Source organism: Micrococcus sp. HMSC31B01 (assembly GCF_001816085.1).
GTDB lineage: Bacteria > Actinomycetota > Actinomycetes > Actinomycetales > Micrococcaceae > Micrococcus > Micrococcus luteus.
This window is the reverse complement of sequence record NZ_KV825247.1, coordinates 1-2,878: the sequence shown is the minus strand read 5'-3', so window position 1 is coordinate 2,878 and position 2,878 is coordinate 1. Positions and strand designations below refer to the sequence as shown.

Annotated in this window: 4 protein-coding genes; all 4 read left to right on the top strand. The window is 72.1% G+C overall.

The window, feature by feature from the left end:
* Positions 1–649 (top strand): trypsin-like peptidase domain-containing protein (locus tag HMPREF3105_RS09025; protein WP_141762479.1); only part of this gene is annotated, 649 nt, incomplete at its 5' end.
* A gap of 120 nt (positions 650–769) precedes the next feature.
* Complete coding sequence (locus tag HMPREF3105_RS09020) at positions 770–2,413, top strand: sodium-dependent transporter (RefSeq protein WP_041103987.1); 1,644 nt, start codon at positions 770–772, stop codon at positions 2,411–2,413.
* Between the two features lie 3 nt (positions 2,414–2,416).
* Entirely contained in the window at positions 2,417–2,602 is a 186-nt protein-coding gene (locus HMPREF3105_RS09015) for a methionine/alanine import family NSS transporter small subunit (protein WP_049144840.1), read from the top strand.
* 70 nt (positions 2,603–2,672) lie between these two features.
* The coding region (locus HMPREF3105_RS09010) for a GntR family transcriptional regulator (protein ID WP_246830360.1) at positions 2,673–2,878 on the top strand (206 nt) is incomplete at its 3' end.

The window sequence follows — 2,878 nt, the reverse complement described above, 5'->3', positions numbered from 1 at the left end:
CTCGTCGACGTCGACGGCCGCCCCCTCGACTCCCGCCGCCTCCTCGGCGTCGGCCGCCGTCGTCCGGCTGACCGGGACGGCCGCGCAGTGCAGCCAGGTGCAGAGCGGCTCGGGCGTGGCCGTGGCCCCGGACCGCGTGCTCACGAACGCGCACGTGGTCCTCGGCGTGGACGCCCCCACCGTGACGGACCGCGCCCGCGGCGTGCACGCGGCGCGGATCGTCCACCTGGACACGGCGCACGACCTCGCCGTCCTGGCGGTCGACGACGCGAACCTGCCCGTCATGCCGGTCGGCGCCGAGCTGACGGGCGGCGCGTCGGCCTCCGTCCTGGGCTATCCCGACGGCGGCCCGTTCGCCTCCACCCCCGCGACCGTGCAGGCCGTCGGCGAGGTGCCGCTCGGCGACGTCCTGACCGGTGCCGCGAGCATGGTGGACGTCTACACCCTCGCGGCGGACATCCGCCACGGCTACTCGGGCGGCCCGGTGGTGGACACGGCCGGGAACCTGGCCGGTCTGGTGTTCGCCCGGGCCCCGGGCTCGGACGCCGTCGGCTACGCCCTGACGGCGGACACCATCGCCCCCGTCGTCGCCGCGGCCCCGGAAATGACGGCCACGGTCCCTTCGGGGGACTGCGTCCCGGGCGGCTGAGCCGGCGCCGCGCCACGCGCCTGATGCCCGCATTCCGGACCGGACTGTCCGGCAACGGCCCGTGTCGACTATTGTGTCCTCCGTCACACTCGAGTTTTTCCCGACCCCCGGAGGTCCTGCATGTCCAGCACCGTCTCCGCGCCCGCGTCGGCGCCGAAGCGCACCCGGGAGGAGTTCACCGGCCGGTGGGCCTTCATCCTGGCGGCCATCGGCTCCGCCGTGGGCCTCGGCAACATCTGGCGCTTCCCCTACGTCGCCTATGAGAACGGCGGCGGCGCGTTCGTCATCCCCTACCTGATCGCGCTGCTCACCGCGGGCATCCCGCTGCTGTTCTTCGACTACGCGATCGGCCACCGCTTCCGCGGCTCCGCGCCGCTGGCGTTCCGGCGCCTGTCCCGGTGGACCGAGACCGTCGGCTGGTGGCAGGTGCTCATCTGCGTCGTCATCGGGATCTACTACGCCGCGATCATCGGCTGGGCGATCATGTACACCTGGTTCTCCGTGGACCAGCGGTGGGGCGACGACCCGGAGACCTTCCTCATGGGCGACTACCTGCAGGTCGCCGACGACCCGTCCCCGTCCTTCGACGTCGTCTCGGGCGTCTTCTGGCCCATGCTCGCCGTCTGGGTGATCACGCTGCTCATCATGGGCTTCGGCGTGCGCCGGGGCGTGGCCCTGGCCTCGATGGTCGGCATCCCGCTGCTCGTCGTGATGTTCCTGATCCTCGTCGGCATCGCCCTCACCCTGCCGGGCGCCGCCCAGGGCCTGGACGCGCTGTTCACGCCGAACTGGGCCGCGCTGGCGGACCCGGGCGTCTGGATCGCCGCCTACGGTCAGATCTTCTTCTCGCTGTCCGTCGGCTTCGGCATCATGATCACCTACGCTTCCTACCTCAACCGCCGCACGAACCTCACCGGCTCCGGCCTGGTGGTCGGCTTCTCCAACTCGGGCTTCGAGATCCTGGCCGGCATCGGCGTGTTCTCCGCCCTGGGCTTCATGGCGCAGGCCTCCGGCGTGTCCGTGGCCGAGGTGGCCGGCAGCGGCATCGGCCTGGCGTTCATCGCCTTCCCCACCCTGATCTCGCAGGCCCCGCTCGGCGCCCTGATCGGCGTGCTGTTCTTCGGCTCGCTCGTGGTCGCCGGCTTCACCTCGCTGATCTCGATCCTCGAGGTCGTCATCTCCGCCGTGAAGGACAAGCTCGGCTGGGGCCGCTGGACGGCCACGATCGTGGTGATCGGCCTGTCCGGGGTGGTCTCCCTCGCCCTGTTCTCCACCACCACGGGCCTGCAGATGCTGGACACCATGGACGCGTTCGCCAACAACTTCGGCATCGTGGGCGCGGCGCTCCTGTCGGTGCTCCTGGTCACCGGTGCGCTGGGCTCGGCCCGTCGCATCACGGCGCACCTCAACGCCGTCTCCTCCTTCAAGGTCGGCCGCGGGTACGTGCTGCTGATCGGCGTGCTCATGCCGATCGTGCTCGCCTACATCTGGCTCTCCTGGATCATGAAGGTGATCGCGGAGGGCTATGAGGGCTACCCGGGCGACTTCCTCGGCGTCTTCGGCTGGGGCATCGCGCTCGGCTCCGTCGCCCTGGCGATCCTGCTCTCCCTGATCCCGTGGTCCCGCAAGTCCAACCTCTACGCCGAGGACCTGGACAGCGAGATCCACGGCGACCTCATCCCGCACAACGCCGTGCCCGAGGGCACCGTCCCCACCGGCGCCCTGCCGGTGGTGCCCGCGGCCGCCACCCGGAAGGAGCTCTGACCGATGAGCACCGCAGCGATCGTCATGATGTCCCTGGCCATCCTCCTGGTGTGGGGCGGCCTCGCGGTCTCCGCCGTCCACCTGCTCCGCCACCCGGACGACTCCTCGGGCGACCTCGCCATCGAGGACGAACTGGCCCCCGCCGTGTGGGAGCGCGAGGATGGCCGTCTCGACGCGCAGCACCGGTGAGTCGATGAGGGCCCCCGGTCCGTCCGCAGCGGCCCCGTCCGCGGCCTCGGTCGCCGACGGGGCCGCGGGCGTGGTCTCCGCCTCCCTGCCGGTCGTGGCGGTGGACGGGAGCCTGCCGGCCCCGCCCTACCGGCAGATCGTGGACGCGGTCCTGGCCGGCGTCGCCTCCGGATCCCTCGCCCGCGGGGACCGACTGCCGCCCGTGCGTGCGCTCGCGGCCGAGCTCGGCGTGGCACCGGGCACCGTGGCCCGGGCCTACAAGGAGCTCGAGGCGCA

Coding starts and splice junctions, on each gene's coding strand:
- HMPREF3105_RS09015 (WP_049144840.1), top strand. CDS start 2,417: ATGAGCACCGCAGCGATCGTCATGATGTCCCTGGCCATCCTCCTGGTG.
- HMPREF3105_RS09020 (WP_041103987.1), top strand. CDS start 770: ATGTCCAGCACCGTCTCCGCGCCCGCGTCGGCGCCGAAGCGCACCCGG.